Source organism: Lysobacter sp. F60174L2, from assembly GCF_052547135.1.
On record NZ_JBQWRA010000001.1, the window covers coordinates 346,876 to 363,482 of the forward strand.

The following is a 16,607-nucleotide window of genomic DNA, read 5'->3' on the forward strand; positions in this document are numbered from 1 at the left end:
CTTGTTGGAGCGGCCAGGGTGAGCTGTACCGTTGGCGGCGCACCGTCTCTAGGCCCTTTGGCCAGCTTGCTACCCCTATGGATATCGAGAGGGTGGGTAATGAAAAAACTCGCAGTCACTATCGGGTCTTTGCTCTTGATGGCGCCCGCCGTTGGTGGTGCCCAGGGCAGAACCCATGACGGTAGATATTCGAGCAGTTGCTACCCGTCTCATAACAACACGTCGAAGGCTGATGCGTACTGCGAGTCTTCGATCGTCCGGTTGATTGCTCGCCCCGAGGAATATCACGATAAGCACATCCGCGTGACTGGATTTCTCATTCGGCAATCAGGGATCTACGTTCTGTTTCCGGGTCGCAGCTTCTGGATGGCGACACGCGGTACCAGCGGCGTGGAACTTCTAACTGGAGAACAGATACCCGCCGACATTCGGGCCCTGGCTGACGGTGACGGCGTCGATGGGGTGCGTATCACTGGCAGGTTTGATGCTCGAAGTCCGGCCCGGGCCAGTGCTTCTGCTGGCCTTGTCACCGATGTCGAAGCCATATTCGTGGAGCCGCTGTTTCCGCATTGATCGTTTATGGCGGAGGAGTTGGAACCGCTGGCATCAATGATTCGCCCCCGACATCGAATACGGCCGCTGATCCGCGCCGGTCGCCCACGCCTTGTTCGCCTGCGCCCGCATCGTGAAGCGCAATTCGCCGCCGGCCATGATCTCTTCGTGGGTGATGTAGCTGCGCTGCAGCGGCTTGCCGTTGAGCAGCACGCCGCCGACATACGGGTTCGCGTCGTCGAGGCCGTCGGCGACCACGGTGAAGCGCTTGCCGTTGGGCAGGTTCATCGCCGCGCGCGGCAGGAACGGGCGGCCGATCACGTACTGGTTGCTGCCCGGCGCGACCGGGTAGAAGCCCAGTGAGGTGAACACGTACCAAGCCGACATCTGGCCGAGGTCGTCGTTGCCCGACAGCCCGTCCGGGCGCGGTGCGTACTGGCTTTCAACTATTTGCTTGAGCCGCTCCTGGGTGCGCCACGGCTGGCCGGCGTAGGCGTACAGGTAGGCGACGTGGTGGCTGGGTTCGTTGCCGTGGGCGTACCAGCCGATCAGGCCGGTGATGTCCTCCATGTGCTCGAACAGGCCGGGGTCGACCTCGGCGTCGAACACCTGGTCGAGCTTGGACACCAGCGCGTCGTCGCCGCCGAGCGAGTCGATCAGTCCCGCCACGTCCTGCGGCACGTACCACGAGTACTGCCAGGCGTTGCCCTCGGTGTAGTCGGTGCCGTAGCCGCTGGCGGTCGGGTCGAACGGGGTGCGGAATTCGCCGTCGCGTTTTCGCGCGCGCATGAAGCCCGTTTCGGAGTCGAACGCGTGGCGCCAGTTGCCGGCGCGCTTGCCGAAGGTCGCGGCGATGTCGTCGCGGCCCATCGCGTCGGCCATGCGCGCGATGGTCCAGTCGTCGAACGCGTATTCGAGCGTCTTCGAGGCGGCCTCGCCTTCCTCGTCGATCGGCACGTAGCCCAGCTCCATGTACTGGGCGAGGCCGTCGTAGGGGCCGTAGCTGGCGCTGGCGACCATCGCCTGCAACGCCTCGTCGGCGTCGAAGCCGCGGATGCCCTTGAGGTAGGCGTCGGCGATCACCGGCACCGCGTGGTAGCCGACCATGGTCCAGGTCTCCAGCCCGTGGAACGACCACACCGGCAGGATCCCGTACGGGCTGTGGCGGCGGTGCGCGAGCATCGAGTTGATGAAGTCGCTGTTGCGCTGCTCCGGCTGCACCAGGGTCAGCAGCGGGTGCAGCGCGCGGTAGGTGTCCCACAACGAGAAGGTCGAATGGTGGCGGAAGCCCTCGGCCTGGTGCACGGCGTTGTCGGGTCCGCGGTAGCGGCCGTCGCTGTCCATGAACAGGCTGGGCGCCATCAGCGTGTGATACAGCGCGGTGTAGAAGGCGGTGCGGTCGTCTTCGGGGGCGTCGACCTCGATCGCCGACAGCGCTTCGGTCCAGCTGGCGCGCGCGGCGGTGCGGACGCGGTCGAAGTTCCAGCCCGGCACCTCGGCCTCGAGGTTGGCGATCGCGTTGTCCTCGCTGACGGAGGAAATCGAGACTTTCACCAGCAGCTGTTCGGTGTCGCCGAAATCGAAGGTGCCGACCAGCTCGCGCCCCTCGATCTGCGCGCGCTGGCGTGGGTCCTGGTGGCCCGGCGTCGGGAAGCCCTTGTAGGCGATGTCCTGTTCGGTGTCGTGCAGCGCGTGGCCGCTGACCGGTTGCGAGAAACGCATCGCGAAGTACAGCTGCCGGCCCGGCGCCCAGCCGCGGGTCTCGCGGACGCCGGTGACGGTGCCGTCCTCGCGCAGCCGCATGCGCGACCACAGGGTCTTGCCGGGGTAGTCGTACATGCTGGTGCGCAGGTCGACCAGCACATGCGCGGGCTTGCCGGCGGGGAAGGTGTAGCGGTGCACGCCGACGCGCTCGGTCGCGGTCAGCTCGGCGCGGATGCCGTAGTCGTCGAGGGTGACCGCGTAGTAGCCGGGCTGGGCGACTTCGTCGTCGTGCTTGAAGCGCGAGTGGTAGCCGCTGCCGGGCTTGTCGACGTCGCCGCGTTCGAGTTGAACCTCGCCGGCGATCGGCATCAGCAGCACGTCGCCGAGGTCGGAATGGCCGGTGCCGGAAAAGTGGGTGTGCGAGAAGCCGATGATCGTGCTGTCGTCATAGCGGTAGCCGGCGGCCCAGTCGTAGGCATCCTTGCGCGGCTGGATGCGGGTATCCGGGCTGAGCTGGATCATCCCGAACGGCACCACCGCGCCGGGGAAGGTGTGGCCCTCGCCGCCGGTGCCGATGAACGGGTCGACCGCGTCGAAGCCGGTGCTCTTGTCCGCAGCCGGACCGGCGATGGCGGAGCCGGCGATCACCGAGGCGCACAGCAGCGAGAACGCCCGGTGCCAGGACCGGCGACGGCGCGGGAGGAGGGTCGGGACGGGCATGCGGCGGCTCCGGTGGGGCGGGTTCGGCGGATTTTTGGATCGTTCCAATGGCGGCGACGCTACCATCGCGCCGCGCCTGCCACATGCTGCGGTGCAAAATGCGCGGTGCCGGCGGAAACGTCAGGATGCCCCGAATTGGATCGATCCAAATCCGTGAAACCGAAATCCACCATGACCGCCGCCCCTGCCCGCCGCCGCGTCACCCTCGCCGACATCGCCAAGGCCTGCGAGCTGTCGCGGGCGACGGTGTCGCTGGTCCTGCGCGGCAGCCCGCTGGTCCATGCCGACACCCGCGCGCGGGTCGAGGCCGAGCTCAAGCGGCAGGGCTACGTCTACCACCGCGGCGCGGCCAACCTGCGGCGCAACGTGTCGTCGGCGGTGGCGCTGGTGATCAACGACCTGTCCAACCCGTTCTTCGCCGAGTTCGCGTCCGGCGTCGACGAGGCGCTGGCCGAGGCCGGTTATGTGACCCTGCTCGGCAGCACCGGAGAGTCGGTCGAGCGCCAGCAGGCGGTGCTCGCCTCGCTGCTGGAGCACGACCCCGCCGGGATCATTCTGTCGCCGGCCGAGGGCAGCGACGCGACGCGCCTGCACGCGCTGGTCGGCCCGCGCACGCCGGTGCTGGTGTTCAACCGCGAGCTCGACGCCGGCTGGGACTTCCTCGAACTCGACAACCACCACGGTGCGCGGCTGGCGACCGAGCACTTGATCGGACTCGGCCACCGGCGCATCGCGTTCTACGGTGGTCACCGCGATTCCAGCTCCTGCCGCCAGCGCCGCGACGGCTACCGCGAGGCGCTGGCGCAGGCCGGCATCACGCCCGAGCCGCAATGGCTGGTCGAGTCCGCGCCGACCCGGCTGGAGGCGGCGCGACAGGTCGGCGCGTTGTTCGTGCGCGATCCCGCGCCGACCGCGGCGGTCTGCTACAACGACGCCGTCGCGCTCGGCCTGGTCGCCGGGCTGACTGCGCGCGGTCGCCGCGCCGGCGAGGACTTCGCGGTGGTCGGTTTCGACGACATCCCCGAGGCCGCGGTCAGCGCGCCGCCGCTGACAACCATCGCCGCCGACCCGCGCGCCCGTGGTCGCCAGGCCGCGGCGCTGGTGCTGCAACGGCTGCAACACCCCGACGCCGCGCCCGCCCGCACCGTCGCCCCGGCACGGCTGGTGGTGCGTGACAGCAGCGGCCTCGCCATGGAGGTCCAGGCATGAGCACTACGCCGCGCAAGCCGCGCGACCGCAACGCCATCGTCTGCTTCGGCGAGGCGCTGGTCGACCTGCTTGCGCAACCGCCGGCGTCGCCCGGTGCGCCGCGCCAGTTCGTCGAATACGCCGGTGGCGCGCCGGCCAATGTCGCGGTCGCAGCGGCCCGGCTCGGCGGGCATGCCTGCTTCGTCGGCATGCTCGGGGAGGACATGTTCGGCGACATGCTGCTGGGGCAGTTGCGTGCCGCCAACGTCGACACCGCCTACGTGCGCCGCACCGACCAGGCCAAGACCGCGCTGGCCTTCGTCTCGCTCGATGCCGATGGCGAGCGCAGCTTCAGTTTCTACCGGCCGCCGTCGGCCGACCTGCGGTTCCGCGACGGCGATTTCGACGAGCGGTGTTTCGAGCGCGCCGCGGTGTTCCACGTCTGCTCCAACAGCCTGACCGAACCGCGGATCGCCGATACCACGCTGGCCGGGATGGCACGTGCCCGGGCCGCCGGCGCGCTGGTCAGCATGGATCTCAACCTGCGACCGTCGCTGTGGCCGGCCGAGGTCGACCCGCAGGCGCAGTGCTGGCGCGCATTGTTCGAGGCCGACCTGGTGAAGCTGAGCCGGCAGGAGCTGGAATTCCTCGCACCCGGTTCGGGTGGCGAGGACGGCGTGATCGCGCGGCTGCTGCGACAGCGCACGCGTTGCGTGGTGGTCACCGATGGCGCAGCGCCGATCCGGTGGTTCACCCGCAAGCACCGCGGAAGCGCGGCGACGATTCCGGTGACCGCGATAGACACCACCGCGGCCGGCGATGCCTTTGTCGGCGCGCTGCTGCAGCAACTGGTGTCGCGCAACGTTCGCGCATCCACGTTCGCCGAGTTCCTGGATTACCGCAATGCGCTCGACGACGCGCTGCGTTTCGCCGCCGCCGCCGGCGCGCTGGCGACCACCCGCAACGGCGCGTTCGCCGCGATGCCCGACCCCGACGATATCGACCGACTGCTGCAGGCCGCCGCATGAACCATCCGCCGATCCCGCCGATGCCCGACTTCCGCAGCCCCGGGTTCCTGCGCAGCCACATCGCGCGGACGATGGCGTTCTACCACCCGCACGCGCTCGATCCGGCGGGTGGCTTCTTCCACTACTTCCGCGACGACGGCAGCGTCTACGACGCGTCGCACCGCCACCTCGTCAGCAGCACCCGCTTCGTCTTCAACCACGCGATGGCCGCGCGCCTGTTCGGCATGCCCTGCGATGTCGAGGCCGCGCGCCACGGCCTGCGCTACCTGCGCGAGGTGCATCGCGATCCCGCCAGCGGCGGTTACGCGTGGACGATCCGCGACGGCGTGCCCGAGGACCGGACCAACCACACCTACGGCCTCGCGTTCGTGTTGCTGGCCTACGCGACCGCAATGAAGGCCGGCATCGACGAGGCCGCGCCGTGGCTGGACGAAACCTGGGCGCTGCTGGAATCGCACGCCTGGGACGCGGACGCCGGCCTCTACCGCGACGAAGCCGACGCTGACTGGAACTACAGCGACTACCGCGGCCAGAACGCCAACATGCACATGTGCGAGGCGATGATCGCGGCGTACGAAGCCGGTCACGACGATCGCTACCTCGACCGTGCGCTGCTGCTCGCCGACCACATGACCCGGCGCCAGGCGGCCAAGGCTGACGGGCTGGTCTGGGAGCATTACGACCGCGACTGGAATGTCGACTGGGACTACAACCGCGACGATCCCAAACACCTGTTCCGCCCGTGGGGTTTCCAGCCCGGCCACCAGACCGAGTGGACCAAGCTGCTGCTGACGCTCGACGGCCACCTGCGTGCGCGCGGCAACGCTCACGATTGGCTCGTGCCGACTGCGCGCCATCTGTTCGACACCGCTGTCGCGCGCGCCTGGGACGACCGCAACGGCGGCCTGTTCTACGGCTTCGCCCCGGACGGCAGCGTCTGCGACGACGACAAGTATTTCTGGGTCCAGGCCGAGTCGATCGCCGCCGCCGCGCGGCTCGCGGCCGCGACCGGCGACACCCGCTACTGGGACTGGTACGACCGCCTCTGGGGCTACGCCTGGCAGCACTTCATCGACCACCAGTACGGCGCCTGGTATCGCATCCTCGACCGCGACAACCGCAAGTACGGCGACGACAAGAGTCCCGCCGGCAAGACCGACTACCACACCATGGGCGCGTGCCACGACGTGCTGCAACTGCTGCGCGACACCGCGCAAGGAGACCCCGCATGACCCTGCACGCGCTGCTGCTCGCCACCCTGTTGCTGCCGGCCGGTGCCATTGCAGCCGAACCGCAGGCCACACCGGCCGCGACCGAAGCCAGCGACGCGGTAGCCGTCATCACCGACGCCGAATCCGCGCGCCTCGCCGAACAGGTCAAGGCTGAATTCCTGCACGCCTGGAACGGTTACAAGCAGTACGCCTGGGGCCACGACGCGCTCAAGCCGCTGAGCAAGGCGCCGCGCGACTGGTACGGCCAGTCGCTGCTGATGACCCCGGTCGACGCGCTCGACACCATGATCCTGATGGGCCTGGACAAGGAAGCCGATGCCGCGCGCGAACTGATCGCAACGAAGCTGTCGTTCGATGTCGATGCCGACGTCAAGCATTTCGAGATCGTGATCCGCCTGCTCGGCGGCCTGCTGTCGGGCTACCAGTTGACCGGCGACGAACGCCTGCTCGCGCTGGCCGAAGACCTCGGCACCCGCCTGCTGCCGGCATTCGACTCGCCGACCGGGCTGCCGTACGTCTACGTCAACCTGCGCACCGGCGCCGCCCACGGCAACGAGAGCAACCCCGCCGAGTCCGGCACCCTGCTGATCGAGTACGGCACCCTCAGCAAGCTCACCGGCAACCCGGTGTTCTTCGACAAGGCCAAGCGCGCGCTGGTCGCGACCTACGAGATGCGCTCCGACATCGGCCTGGTCGGCGAGCGCTTCGACGTCACCACCGGCGAGTGGACCAACACCCGCAGCCACGTCGGCGCCCGCATCGATTCGTACTACGAGTATCTCTACAAGTGCTGGCGCCTGTTCGGCGACGCCGACTGCAAGGCGATGTGGGACGACGCCATCGCCGCCGCCAACCGTTACTACCCGGAGGAGGTCGACGGCGCACTGTGGTACGGCCACGTCGACATGCACGACGGCTCCCGCGTCGCCAGCCAGTACGGTGCACTCGACGCGTTCTTCCCCGGTCTGCTGGCTTTCTCCGGAGATATCGAACGTGCGCGCCGGCTGCAGGCCTCGTCGTTCGACATGTGGAACGTGCACGGCATCGAGCCCGAGGCATTCGACTACCGCACCCGCACGGTCACCGCCGCCAGCTATCCGCTGCGCCCGGAAATCGTCGAGTCGACCTGGTACCTGCACCGCCTCACCGGCGACAACGAATACCGGGTGATGGGCCGGCAGTTGTTCGATGACTTTGTCGAACACACCCGCAGCGACACCGGCTACGCGGCGCTGAAGAGCGTCGTCACCAAGGAGAAGGCCGACGACATGGAAAGTTTCGTGCTGGCCGAGACCTTCAAGTACTTCTACCTGCTGTTCGCGCCGCCGCAGGTGCTGGACCCGGCCGAGGTGGTGATGAACACCGAGGCGCATCCGATCCGGCCGACCTGGAACGACGCGGGCACGCGGAAGGTGCAATGAGCGATCTGCCCTCGACCGATCCCGCCCTGACGTTCCGCGCCGCCACCCGCGACGACCTCCCCGCGATCGTCGCGCTGCTGGCCAACGACCCGCTCGGCGCCGAGCGCGAGAACCACGTGCTGCCGCTGCCGCGGTCGTACGAGGACACGTTCGCCGCGATCGACCGCGACCCCAACAACGAGCTGGTGGTGGTCGACACCCCGGAGCACCCGGTCGCCGGCGTGCTGCAGCTCACCCGGATCCCGCACATCACCTACCAGGGTGGCTGGCGCTGGCAGATCGAAGGCGTCCGCGTCGCGTCCGCATTGCGTTCCAGCGGCATCGGCCGGCAACTGTTCCTGTGGGCGATCGAGCGCGCCCGCCGCAGCGGCTGCCACCTGGTGCAGCTGACCTCCGACAAGGCCCGCCCGGACGCGATCCGGTTCTACGAGCGGCTGGGTTTCAAGGCCTCGCACGAGGGCATGAAGCTCCACCTGGAATCGCAGGGCACGGCCTGAACGTCCTGCGTCCGAATTTCGCGCCGCGGCCCGCAATTGGGTATCTTGGAGGCATCGGCCACCGCGGAGTGACGCGATGATCCTCGACTCGATGCTCGGCTCCCAACCGCTGCTGCTGTTCGCCGCATCGGTCGTGGTGGCGGGCGTGTACCTGCTCTGGCGCCTGGCGCGGGGCTGCGTGCACGGGGTCCGAGGCTGGTGGGCGCACCGCTAGGCGCGCCCGGGGTTCGGGAAGTCAGCGCATCAGCGCTTCGATCCGCGTCACCGCGGTCGCCAGTCCGTCTTCGGCGCGCATGCGCCGGCCGAGGGTTTCCGCCCGGCCCCTGATTTCCGGCTGCGCGGCGGCGTCGATCGCCTCAGCGAGGCTGGCCGCGTCGAGCGAACGGCCGTCCAGCCGCGTTGGCGAGACGCCCGCGCGTCGCAGCCGGTCGGCCCAGAAGAACTGGTCGCCGGCAAACGGCACCACCACCGACGGCACCCCCGCGCGCGTCGCCGAATGGCTGGTGCCGGAGCCGCCGTGGTGGACGACGACGCCCACGCGCGGAAATAGCCAGCCGTGCGGGGTGTCGCCGATGACGTGGATATTGGCCGGCAGCGCGCTGGTGTCGATGCCGCTCCAGCCGGGCTGGAACACGGTGCGACGGTCACCGACGGCATCGACGATGGTCCGGCGCAGCGCCGCGTTGTCGAAGCCGAGCATGCTGCCGAAGCCGATGTGGAGCGGCGCTTCCCCGGCGTCGAGGAAGGCCTGCAACGCCGCAGGTGCTGTCCAGTGTTCGACCGGCCGGGTCCACTGCCCGCACATCAGCGCGTTGTCGGGCCAGTCCGCGGGCGTCGGGCACAGGCTCGGCGAGATGCCGTAGAGCATCGGATGGCCCTGCCACAGCCGGTGCCGTGGCGGCAGGTCGCAGACGGCGGCGCGGGCGCGGTTGGTTTCGGCGCGGAAGGCGCGCCACAGCAACTGGTTGACCAGCGACTGGCTGGCGCGGTTGAGGAAGCTGGGCAGGCGCTGCGTCGGCAGGAACGGCGAGGGGAACTCGCGCGTCGGCGTGATCGGGATCATCCCGGCGCCGATCGCGGGGATGCGCAGGAACTCGGCGGCGGAGAAGCCGACGAACGCCGCCAGCCCGCTGACGATCAGCGCATCGCAACCGCGCGCGGCCCCGACCGTGGTCCTCAGCCACGAAGTCGCGTTGGCATTGGCGATGTTCGCCAGTGCCCGGGTGGTGCGGGTGACGCCTGCGCCTTCTTTCAGTACCCCGGAGATCGCCTGCTGCGGGTCCAGCGTGCCGCGGATGTCGCCGGCCAGCGGCACCGCCGGTACGCCGAGCGCCTTCGCCGTGCCGAGGGTCGAGGCGTCGGCCAACTGGATCGCCTCGTGGCCGGCATCGATCAATGCGCGGGCGAGGAAGGCCAGCGGACGGGTGTCGCCCTCGGTGCCGTAGCCCAGCAGCGCGAACTTCATGCGGCACCGGCCCGGCGCGGGTCGCGGGCAGCGGCGCCCTGCAGGAAGAACGTCACGATGTCGCCGAACTCGTCCGTCAGCGACAGCCGTGCGTGGTCGAGCCAGCGCAGCAGCGCCGACAGGTAGAGGAAGTGCAGGTACAGCGCCAGCTGCGCGGTCGAGAGGTCATGGCGCAACTCGCCGTCGGCCTGGCCGCGCGCGATCAGTGCGGCGAACGCCTGGGCGAGGTCGGCCGATGGCTCGTCGTGATTGCCGGGCTGCGGCTGGCCGACGCCGGTGAGGCGGTAGCGCAGGTACGGGGCGAGGTAGCCGCGATGCGCCTCGCACCATGCGACCGACGCCTGCAGCACCGTCGCCACGCGCGCGGCGAAGCTGCCGGCCGTGGCGGCGCTGGCCAACAACGGCGCCAGGTCCTGTGCCAGTTCGGCGTGGATCCAGTGCGACAGCACCGCTTCCTTGACCGGGAAATACTTGTACAGCGTGCCCTTGGCGATATCCGCCTCGGCGGCGATCTGTTCCATCGTGACGGCATCGAAGCCGTAGGCCTGGAACAGCGCGTAGCCGGTGCGGGCGATATGGTCGAGCGCCTGCTGGCGCTTGCGGTCGCGCCGGGTGGGAGGCGTCATGGGAAGACCAAAAATGTACGTCGTATGATTTTATACGACGTATATTTCAGGTCAAATCCTGGCCTCGCTCCGATGATTGGCACGGGTCACAGGTCGTGCGTCCAGCCGCCGCCGGCGCGCAGGCGCTGGTCGAAGTCCGCGGCGATGTCCGACAGCCTGATCGCTGCGAAGCGCGCGAGGATCGCCGCTTCGGCCTCGCCGAGCGTCGACTCCAGCCGCATGTTCACCGATTGCTCGACCAGGCAGTCCGGTGTCCGGTCGGCCACGCCGATGGTGAACAGCGTGGTCGTGCCCGAGGCCTGGTAGACGTCCAGCAGGGTGATCTCCGACAGCGCGCGTGCCAGCGCCCAACCACCGCCGGGCCCACGTTCGGCTTTGACGATGCCCTGCTCGCGCAGGCCCGCCAAGGTGCGTCGGACCACCGCCGCATTGGTTTCCAGCATGCGGCCGATCGACTCGGAGGTCGCGCGCTGTTCGTGGCGATCCATGTGGACCAGCACGTGCAGCATCCGGGACAGGCGGCTGTCGGTTCTCAATGGGATCACCTTGCTGGGCGGGGCTTGGAGACAAATCATAACATTAGATGTTGCGAATAGGCCGGGCCCGGTCTATATTGAAACTTCCGATGATACATATAGGTCCGCAGATGGAAACGACACCCGTACGGCATGACGCGATCGTGGTCGGCGGCAGCTTCGCTGGCCTGTCCGCCGCGTTGATGCTCGCCCGCGCCCGCAAGCGCGTGCTGCTGGTCGACGCCGGCAAGCCGCGCAACCGCTTCGCCGCCGAGGCGCACGGCGTGATTGGCCACGATGGCACCCCGCCGCAGGTGCTGCTCGGCAACGCCGTCGCGCAACTCATGGCGTACCCGACGGTCATGCTGAAGGTGGGTACGGCGACCGGCGCCAGCGGCCACGACGGCCACTTCGCCGTTACGCTCGATGACGGCGAGCGGGTCGAAGCCAGCAAGCTCGTGCTCGCCACCGGCGTCACCGACCTGCTGCCCGACATCCGCGGCGTTCGCGAACGCTGGGGCAGCACGATCCTGCATTGCCCCTACTGCCACGGTTTCGAAGTGGCGGACCGGGCGCTCGGCGTACTCGGCACCTGCGCGATGAGCACGCACCAGGCGCTGCTGATCTCGGAGTGGGGACCGACCACCTACTTCACCCAGGGACGGTTCGCGCCCGACGACGGCGAGTGGCGGCAGATGCAGGCACTCGGCATCACCATCGAAACGACGCCGGTGCTGGCGGTCGAAGGCGCGGCGCGCACGATGGAGCGCGTGCTGCTGGAGGACGGCCGCACGGTGGCGCTCGGGGCCATGTTCCTCGCGCCCGCGCAGGAGCTCACCAGCGACCTCGCGATACAACTGGGCTGCGAACTCGACAGCGGGCCGCTGGGACCGTTCGTGAAGGTCGACGGCATGAAACAAACTAGCGTGCCCGGCGTGTTCGCCGCGGGCGACCTCGCCGCGCCGATGCAGAGCGCACCGATGGCGCTCGCCGCCGGGCAGATGGCGGGCCTGGCAGCGCACCGCGCGTTGATGGAGGAAGCCCGGCGGCGGCTCGCCGGCGACTGACGGAGTACCGGTGGCACGGCCAGCTGCCGTGAACCGCACCGTGTTCCACTGCCGGACAGGCCGGTATCGCTAGAATCGCCAGGCCCATCAACGAGGAACGACGCCAGACATGTGAACAACGACGACATCGCCGGATAGCCGGCAGTCATCGACCACCGGCCGCGCGCAAGCGCCGCCATGGGTCGCATCGTCGTTACAGATTCCTTCCAGGGAGCCAACATGTCCGAACCGTTCATTCGATGCACCGACCTTTCCTTCGCCTGGCCCGATGGCACGCCGGTGTTCCGCGACCTGTCGTTCGGCATCGGCAGCGGTCGCACCGGACTGGTCGCACCCAATGGCGCCGGCAAGACCACGCTGCTTCGGTTGGTCGCCGGCGAATTCCATCCTGCTGCCGGCGCCGTCAACGTCCAGGGCCAGGTCGGCTACCTGCCGCAGGACCTGCCGTTCACCGGCGAACTGAACGTGGCCGAGGTGCTCGGCATCGCGCCGGTGCTCGATGCATTGCAGGCACTGGCTGCGGGTGATGCCGACGAGGCGGTGTACTCGGCCATCGGCGACGACTGGGACATCGAGGAGCGCACCCGCGCCCAGCTTCACCGGCTGGGTCTGGGCATCGCGCTCGACCGGCACCTCCACACCCTGAGTGGCGGCGAAGTGGTCTCGCTCGGCCTCGCCGCGCAATTGCTGAAGCGGCCCGACGTGCTGCTGCTCGACGAGCCGACCAACAACCTCGATCTCGACGCGCGCCGCAAGTTGTACGACGTGCTCGACGACTGGAGCGGCTGCCTGCTGCTGGTCAGCCACGACCGCGCGCTGCTCGACCGCATGAACCGCATCGCCGAACTCCACCGCGGCGAGCTGCGGCTGTACGGCGGCAACTTCAGCGCTTACGAAGAGGCGATACGCGCCGAACAGGAAACCGCCGAGCGCAATCTCCGCAATGCCGCGCAGCAGCTGAAACGCGAGAAGCGCGAGATGCAGCAGGCCCGCGAACGCACCGAGCGTCGCAACAACAACGCCGCCCGCAACATCGACAGCGCCGGCCTGCCGAAGATCGTCGCCGGCAACCGCAAACGCAGTGCGCAGGAGTTGGCCGGGCGTTCCGACGAGACACACGCCGCTCGCGTCGGCGACGCCCGCGGTCGGCTCGACCAGGCTGCCCGCGCCGTGCGCGACGACGACACGCTGGTGCTGGACCTGCCGGCCACCCGCGTGCCGGCCACGCGCATGGTCTTCACCGGCGAAGGGATGCAGGTCTGCCGTGATGGCCGTGCGCTGTTCGCCGACGGCGGCATCGATCTGGCGATCCGCGGCCCCGAACGCATCGCCCTGACCGGTCCCAACGGCGCCGGCAAGACCACTTTGCTGCGCCTGGTCAGCGGTGCGCTGGTGCCGGACACCGGCGAAGTGAAGCGCGCCGACGGCCGCATCGCCACGTTGTCGCAGCGCCTCGACCTGCTCGATCCCGATCGCACCGTGGCCGGGAATTTCGCCGCCGCCGCACCGGACATGCCGGCGGCGGAGCGGATGAACCTGCTTGCCCGCTTCCTGTTCCGCGGCGATCGCATGCACCTGCCGGTCGGCGCCCTGTCCGGCGGCGAGCGCCTGCGCGCAACCCTGGCTTGCATCCTCCATGCCGAACCCGCCCCGCGATTGCTGCTGCTGGACGAACCGACCAACAATCTCGACCTCGCCAGCGTCGGTCAGCTGGAGAGCGCGGTAAGGGCGTTCGAAGGTGCGCTGGTCGTCGTGAGCCACGACGAGCGGTTCCTCGAAGCGATCGACGTGGGGCGATGGTTACGGCTGGACGGCGGCGCTTTGCGGGACGCGGCGAACAACGCCGGCTGAGCGCCGGCATCGAAGCGCCGTGAGAGAATCCGCCGGTGTCCAGCCGCTGCTCCCGTTTCCTTGCCTGTCTCGCCCTGGTGGCGACGCTGCTGATCGTGGTGATGCCGACGGTCGGGCGCCAGTTCGGCGGCGGTTTCATGCTGCCCGGCGAAACGCACGGGATGCCGCATGGAGCCACGCACGATGCGGCCCCGGCGATGGCCGGCATGGAAGGAATGTCGCCCGCCGAGCATGCACACCACATGCAGGCGATGGCATCGGCGGATACCGAAGCGGCTGAACCCGCGGACAAGCCGTCACCGCATGACGGGCACGCCGGCCACGACTGTGCCTACTGCCCGCTGGCATCCGGGCTGGTCGCATTCACCGTGCCGCGGCTCGATCTGGCTCCGGCACCGCTGGCGCCTTGGTCGGTACGCACTGCGGCCAATCCGCCGCGGCCGGCGCCGGTTCCCGCGCTGGGTTCCCGCGGTCCACCGCCCCTGCTCTGAAAGCCAGTACCGACTCTCGCGTGGGGCCACGAGCTCCGCGCGCACCCCGCTTTCGGAGTTCTACCAATGTCGATCTTCCCGATCGCGATGCCGCGTGCGTCGCGTCTGGCCGTGGCCGTCGCCACGGCGTGCATCCCCCTGTCCGCCACCTTCGCGGCGGAACTGCAGGACCCCATCACCCTCGACCCGGTCCAGGTCCAGTCCACGCGACCCGACGACGTCCAGGCCGAGCGCGCGAAAACCCCCGGCGCGGTCAGCGTCGTCGAGGCCGAGGCGTTCTACGAGCGCACCGTCACCAACCTGGCCGACTCGCTGCGCTACGTGCCCGGCGTGTTCACCGAGAGCGGCACCGGCGGCGATGCCATCTTCATCTCCAGCCGCGGCTCCAACCTCGACGCGACCAACTACGACAGCAACGGCATCAAGCTGTTCCAGGATGGCCTGCCGGTCAGCACCGCCGACGGCAACAACCACAACCGCTTCCTCGACCCGATGGCGGCCCATCGCATCGTCGTCGCCCGCGGGGCCAATGCCCTGACCTACGGCGCGAGCACCCTGGGCGGCGCCATCGACTCGATCTCCGCGACTGCCCGCAACAGCCCGCCGTTGCAGGCGTTCTTCAACGCCGGAAGCGACGGCCTCATCAGTAGCCGCCTGACAGCCGGCGGGGTTGCGGGGAACGCCGACGGCCTGGTCACGCTGGAGGCCAAGAGCCGCGACGGCTACCGCGAGCACAGCCGGCAGGATCGCATCGGCGTGTATGCCAACGCGGGCTGGCGGCTGTCGGAGGATTTCGATGCGCGGGTGTTCGCCACCCACGTCGACAACGACGAGCAACTGGCCGGTGCGTTGACGCGCGCGCAGTTCGAGCAGGACCCGATGCAGGCCGACCCGTCGGCCATCACCGGCAACTATCAGTTGAACGTCGAGACCAGCCGCCTGGCAGCCAAGGGCACGTGGAATGTCGACCCGCGCAGCCGCCTCGAATTCGGCCTGTCCTACGAGGAACAGTCGCTGTACCACCCGATCGTCGACCGGGTGCTGGTCGACTTCGACGGCCCCGGCCCCAACCCGCCGACGGAGGTCTTCAGCCTGCTGAAGAACACCGACCAGCGTACCTACGGCGGCATGGTCCGCTACAACCTGCGGTCGGGCGACCACGACGTGCTCGCGGGCCTCAACCTCGCCGACACGCATGAGCAGGGCGGCAACTACCGCAACGCCGGCGGCCGCCGCAACGGCCAGACCGGGATCATCGACAACCGCTCCGACAGCGTCGAGCTGTTCATCGTCGACCGGTGGAATTTTGTCCGCGACTGGACGCTGGTCTACGGCGCGCAGGGCGTGCTCACCGGCCGCGACGTGCGCAGCGTCGACCTCGCCAGCGGCAGCGCGCGCAACCCGCGCCGGGACTACCGCGCGTTCAACCCGCGCGTCGGGCTGATCCGCGCGCTGGGCACCGCGGGCGAGGCCTTCGCCAGCGTCAGCCGGCTGTACGAGGCGCCCACCACCTTCGAGCTGGAGGACGACGTGCGCGGCGACAGCCGCACGCTCGACGCGATGCACGGCACGGTGGTCGAGGCCGGCGTGCGCGGCAACGCCGTCGCATCAGCCGACGCGCCGGGCTGGCGCTGGGACCTGTCGGTGTACTACGCGCGGATCGACGACGAGATCCTGTCGGTCGAGGATCCGGACGCGCCCGGCACCAGCCTGTCGACCAATGTCGAGCGCACGGTGCACGCCGGCCTCGAAGCGCTGTTGGGCGCCAGCTTCCCGCTAGGCGACGGCAGGCACCGCATCCAGCCATTGCTCAGCGCCACGTACAACGCGTTTGCCTTCGACGACGATCCTGTCTACGGCGACAACGACTTGCCGGCCGCGCCGGAGTACGCGGTGCGCGGCGAGGTGATGTACCGCAACGACAATGGTTTCTTCGTCGGCCCGACGTTCGACCTGGTCGGCGCGCGTCATGCCGACTTCGCCAACAGCTACCGCGTCGATTCGTACCACCTCGTCGGCCTGCGCACGGGGATCCAAGGCGAACGCTGGGAGGTGTTTGCCGAGGCGAGGAACCTGCTCGACGAAACCTACGTCGGCACGTTCAGCGTGCGCGATCGCGCGACCCTGGACGACGCCATCCTGCAGGCCGGCGAGCCGCGTTCGGTCTACGTCGGCATGAGGTTGCGGTTTTAACGACGCCTCATCCCGGGCGCGGATCAACCGGCAACCGCGCCCGGTTTCACCCCTTTT

Annotated in this window: 15 protein-coding genes; 11 read left to right on the forward strand and 4 right to left on the reverse strand. The window is 69.0% G+C overall.

The window, feature by feature from the left end; genetic code table 11:
- Positions 1 to 99: 99 nt before the first annotated feature.
- Positions 100 to 573, forward strand: coding sequence for a hypothetical protein (locus ACT9AS_RS01560; RefSeq protein WP_445098363.1), 474 nt, complete (start codon positions 100 to 102; stop codon positions 571 to 573).
- 33 nt (positions 574 to 606) lie between these two features.
- On the opposite strand, the gene ACT9AS_RS01565 is transcribed toward ACT9AS_RS01560, so the two are convergent.
- Positions 607 to 2,976, reverse strand: a complete 2,370-nt coding sequence (locus ACT9AS_RS01565; protein WP_445098364.1) for a GH92 family glycosyl hydrolase — start codon at positions 2,974 to 2,976, stop codon at positions 607 to 609.
- A gap of 171 nt (positions 2,977 to 3,147) precedes the next feature.
- Here ACT9AS_RS01565 and ACT9AS_RS01570 point away from each other — a divergent pair, with 171 nt between their 5' ends.
- From ACT9AS_RS01570 to ACT9AS_RS01595, 6 genes are all read left to right on the forward strand, one after another.
- Complete coding sequence (locus tag ACT9AS_RS01570) at positions 3,148 to 4,185, forward strand: substrate-binding domain-containing protein (RefSeq protein WP_445098365.1); 1,038 nt, start codon at positions 3,148 to 3,150, stop codon at positions 4,183 to 4,185.
- Entirely contained in the window at positions 4,182 to 5,192 is a 1,011-nt protein-coding gene (locus tag ACT9AS_RS01575; protein ID WP_445098366.1) for a PfkB family carbohydrate kinase, read from the forward strand. Before ACT9AS_RS01570 ends, ACT9AS_RS01575 begins: the two co-directional genes overlap by 4 nt.
- Complete coding sequence (locus ACT9AS_RS01580; protein WP_445098367.1) at positions 5,189 to 6,424, forward strand: AGE family epimerase/isomerase; 1,236 nt, start codon at positions 5,189 to 5,191, stop codon at positions 6,422 to 6,424. The genes ACT9AS_RS01575 and ACT9AS_RS01580 overlap by 4 nt, the downstream gene beginning before the upstream one ends.
- Positions 6,421 to 7,845, forward strand: coding sequence for a glycoside hydrolase family 47 protein (locus ACT9AS_RS01585; protein ID WP_445098368.1), 1,425 nt, complete (start codon positions 6,421 to 6,423; stop codon positions 7,843 to 7,845). The genes ACT9AS_RS01580 and ACT9AS_RS01585 overlap by 4 nt, the downstream gene beginning before the upstream one ends.
- On the forward strand, positions 7,842 to 8,342 hold the full coding sequence (locus ACT9AS_RS01590) for a GNAT family N-acetyltransferase (protein WP_445098369.1): 501 nt from the start codon (positions 7,842 to 7,844) through the stop codon (positions 8,340 to 8,342). The genes ACT9AS_RS01585 and ACT9AS_RS01590 overlap by 4 nt, the downstream gene beginning before the upstream one ends.
- A gap of 76 nt (positions 8,343 to 8,418) precedes the next feature.
- Positions 8,419 to 8,556: a hypothetical protein gene (locus tag ACT9AS_RS01595; RefSeq protein WP_445098370.1), complete on the forward strand. Its 138-nt coding sequence runs from the start codon at positions 8,419 to 8,421 to the stop codon at positions 8,554 to 8,556.
- Between the two features lie 21 nt (positions 8,557 to 8,577).
- On the opposite strand, the gene ACT9AS_RS01600 is transcribed toward ACT9AS_RS01595, so the two are convergent.
- From ACT9AS_RS01600 to ACT9AS_RS01610, 3 genes are all read right to left on the reverse strand, one after another.
- Positions 8,578 to 9,807: a nucleotide disphospho-sugar-binding domain-containing protein gene (locus tag ACT9AS_RS01600; protein WP_445098371.1), complete on the reverse strand. Its 1,230-nt coding sequence runs from the start codon at positions 9,805 to 9,807 to the stop codon at positions 8,578 to 8,580.
- Positions 9,804 to 10,433, reverse strand: coding sequence for a TetR family transcriptional regulator (locus tag ACT9AS_RS01605; RefSeq protein WP_445098372.1), 630 nt, complete (start codon positions 10,431 to 10,433; stop codon positions 9,804 to 9,806). Before ACT9AS_RS01605 ends, ACT9AS_RS01600 begins: the two co-directional genes overlap by 4 nt.
- Positions 10,434 to 10,519: 86 nt before the next feature.
- The gene (locus tag ACT9AS_RS01610; RefSeq protein WP_445098373.1) at positions 10,520 to 10,969 is read right to left on the reverse strand and encodes an Rrf2 family transcriptional regulator; all 450 of its coding nucleotides are present in this window, start codon (positions 10,967 to 10,969) and stop codon (positions 10,520 to 10,522) included.
- A gap of 110 nt (positions 10,970 to 11,079) precedes the next feature.
- Here ACT9AS_RS01610 and ACT9AS_RS01615 point away from each other — a divergent pair, with 110 nt between their 5' ends.
- From ACT9AS_RS01615 to ACT9AS_RS01630, 4 genes are all read left to right on the forward strand, one after another.
- Complete coding sequence (locus ACT9AS_RS01615) at positions 11,080 to 12,015, forward strand: FAD-dependent oxidoreductase (RefSeq protein ID WP_445098374.1); 936 nt, start codon at positions 11,080 to 11,082, stop codon at positions 12,013 to 12,015.
- Between the two features lie 219 nt (positions 12,016 to 12,234).
- The gene (locus tag ACT9AS_RS01620) at positions 12,235 to 13,866 is read left to right on the forward strand and encodes an ATP-binding cassette domain-containing protein (protein ID WP_445098375.1); all 1,632 of its coding nucleotides are present in this window, start codon (positions 12,235 to 12,237) and stop codon (positions 13,864 to 13,866) included.
- A 35-nt stretch (positions 13,867 to 13,901) separates the two neighbouring features.
- Positions 13,902 to 14,357, forward strand: a complete 456-nt coding sequence (locus tag ACT9AS_RS01625; RefSeq protein WP_445098376.1) for a DUF2946 family protein — start codon at positions 13,902 to 13,904, stop codon at positions 14,355 to 14,357.
- 66 nt (positions 14,358 to 14,423) lie between these two features.
- Positions 14,424 to 16,550 carry a TonB-dependent receptor domain-containing protein gene (locus tag ACT9AS_RS01630; protein WP_445098377.1) on the forward strand — a complete coding sequence of 709 codons (2,127 nt, stop codon included), beginning with the start codon at positions 14,424 to 14,426 and terminating at the stop codon, positions 16,548 to 16,550.
- Positions 16,551 to 16,607 lie beyond the last annotated feature (57 nt).

Excerpts from the sequence above, each read along its gene's own strand:
- ACT9AS_RS01560 (WP_445098363.1), top strand. The coding sequence starts at position 100 with ATGAAAAAACTCGCAGTCACTATCGGGTCTTTGCTCTTGATGGCGCCC.
- ACT9AS_RS01565 (WP_445098364.1), bottom strand. The coding sequence starts at position 2,976 with ATGCCCGTCCCGACCCTCCTCCCGCGCCGTCGCCGGTCCTGGCACCGG.
- ACT9AS_RS01570 (WP_445098365.1), top strand. The coding sequence starts at position 3,148 with ATGACCGCCGCCCCTGCCCGCCGCCGCGTCACCCTCGCCGACATCGCC.
- ACT9AS_RS01575 (WP_445098366.1), top strand. The coding sequence starts at position 4,182 with ATGAGCACTACGCCGCGCAAGCCGCGCGACCGCAACGCCATCGTCTGC.
- ACT9AS_RS01580 (WP_445098367.1), top strand. The coding sequence starts at position 5,189 with ATGAACCATCCGCCGATCCCGCCGATGCCCGACTTCCGCAGCCCCGGG.
- ACT9AS_RS01585 (WP_445098368.1), top strand. The coding sequence starts at position 6,421 with ATGACCCTGCACGCGCTGCTGCTCGCCACCCTGTTGCTGCCGGCCGGT.
- ACT9AS_RS01590 (WP_445098369.1), top strand. The coding sequence starts at position 7,842 with ATGAGCGATCTGCCCTCGACCGATCCCGCCCTGACGTTCCGCGCCGCC.
- ACT9AS_RS01595 (WP_445098370.1), top strand. The coding sequence starts at position 8,419 with ATGATCCTCGACTCGATGCTCGGCTCCCAACCGCTGCTGCTGTTCGCC.
- ACT9AS_RS01600 (WP_445098371.1), bottom strand. The coding sequence starts at position 9,807 with ATGAAGTTCGCGCTGCTGGGCTACGGCACCGAGGGCGACACCCGTCCG.
- ACT9AS_RS01605 (WP_445098372.1), bottom strand. The coding sequence starts at position 10,433 with ATGACGCCTCCCACCCGGCGCGACCGCAAGCGCCAGCAGGCGCTCGAC.
- ACT9AS_RS01615 (WP_445098374.1), top strand. The coding sequence starts at position 11,080 with ATGGAAACGACACCCGTACGGCATGACGCGATCGTGGTCGGCGGCAGC.
- ACT9AS_RS01620 (WP_445098375.1), top strand. The coding sequence starts at position 12,235 with ATGTCCGAACCGTTCATTCGATGCACCGACCTTTCCTTCGCCTGGCCC.
- ACT9AS_RS01630 (WP_445098377.1), top strand. The coding sequence starts at position 14,424 with ATGTCGATCTTCCCGATCGCGATGCCGCGTGCGTCGCGTCTGGCCGTG.